The organism is Kocuria sp. CH-021 (genome assembly GCF_049716185.1).
In the GTDB taxonomy this organism is placed as follows: Bacteria; Actinomycetota; Actinomycetes; order Actinomycetales; family Micrococcaceae; genus Kocuria; species Kocuria cellulosilytica.
In genome coordinates, this window is sequence record NZ_JBNAFK010000048.1 from 1 (window position 1) to 1,555 (window position 1,555).

1 protein-coding gene is annotated in these 1,555 nt (G+C 68.9%); it reads left to right on the forward strand.

The window, feature by feature from the left end; genetic code table 11:
* Positions 1 to 133 precede the first annotated feature (133 nt).
* Positions 134 to 1,521, forward strand: a protein-coding gene (locus ACPYN7_RS17935) for an IS3 family transposase (protein WP_408669425.1) whose coding sequence is annotated in 2 segments (ribosomal slippage) — positions 134 to 494 and positions 494 to 1,521 — 1,389 coding nt in all. Because the reading frame shifts where the segments join, the coding sequence is not laid out codon by codon here.
* The last annotated feature ends 34 nt before the right edge of the window (positions 1,522 to 1,555 follow it).

The window sequence follows — 1,555 nt, forward strand, 5'->3', positions numbered from 1 at the left end:
CCCTGCGTGTCAGGGTGAGTTGAGTCCAGTGGTTCACAGCAAGTTCGCCTGACGCAGGGCGAGATCAGGATCGACCACCATGAGCAGTTCCACATTCGCTCCGCCGTTGTCCGCGGTCACCGATGATGGGGGAATGAGCAGTTCCTCTCCCCGGGCCGGCGGCCCGTCCCGGCGCCGATCGTTCACCCCGGAACAGAAACTGGCCCACCTGGCCGCCTACGAGCAGGCCTGCCAGGAACAACAGGGTGGGGCGTACCTGCGCCGGGAAGGCCTGTACTCCTCGCTGATCTCCGAATGGCGCCGGCTGCGCGATGCCGGCGTGCTCGAGGGCAAGACCGCCGGCGAGTCGGTAGGCCGCCCGAGTGCGGAGCAGGCCGAGATCGCCCGGCTGCGCCGCCAGCTGGCCGCTTCCCAGCAACGACTGGCCACGACCGAGACCGCCCTGGACATCATGGGAAAAGCACACGCGCTCTTGGAGCAGATCTCCGAGAGCGCGCCGGAGGAACCCAAGCCCAAGAAGCGCTGATGGGCGCCTACACCGAGCTCACCGCCGCAGGGACGACCACCCGGGCGGCCGCGGAACTGACCGGAGTCCCGCGGGCCACCGCAGGCCGTCGTGCGGCCCGCCCGGTCCCGGCACCTCGAGACGGCGTGGCCCCGGCCAACCGGCTCAGTCCCGTCGAACGGGACCGGGTCCTGGAGGTGCTCAACAGTGCCGAGTTCGTCGACCAGCCACCGGCCCAGGTCTACGCCACCCTGCTGGCACGCGGGGTGTACCTGTGCTCGATCTCCACCATGTACCGCGTGCTCGCCGCCGCCGCGCAGGTAAAGGAACGCCGGCGCCAGGCCCGCCACCCGGCAAGGGCGATCCCCGAGCTGGTGGCCGATGGGCCCGGGCAGGTCTACACCTGGGACATCACCAAGCTCCCCGGGCCGGTCAAGGGCGTGTACTACGACGCCTACGTGATGATCGACATCTACTCCCGCTACATCGTCGGCGCCCACATCCACGCCCGGGAATCCGCCCCGCTGGCCGAGGACATGATGCGCCGGATCTTCGGCATCCACGGCATCCCCGCTGTCGTGCACGCCGACCGGGGCACCTCGATGACTTCCAAGCCGGTCGCGGCCCTGCTGGCCGATCTGCAGGTCACCCGGTCCCACTCGAGACCCAGCGTGTCGAACGACAATCCCTATTCGGAGGCGTGGTTCAAGACCCTGAAGTACGCCCCGGTCTTCCCCGACCGCTTCGGCTCTCTGGCCGACGCCCGGGCGTTCATGGACGGGTTCGTGGAGGTCTACAACCACGACCACCACCACACCGGGATCGGACTGCACACCCCCGCCGACGTCCACTACGGCCACGCGAGCACCGTCGCCGAACAGCGCTCAGCGGCCCTGGCCACAGCCCGTGCCACTCACCCCGAGCGCTTCTCCACCACCGGAGACCCGAAGATCCTGGCCCTGCCCGCCGACGCCTGGATCAACCGACCATCGGCCGCAGAATCCGCAGCCGCCTGACACCCGCTGGCCTCAAACACCTTGAAAATTTCCG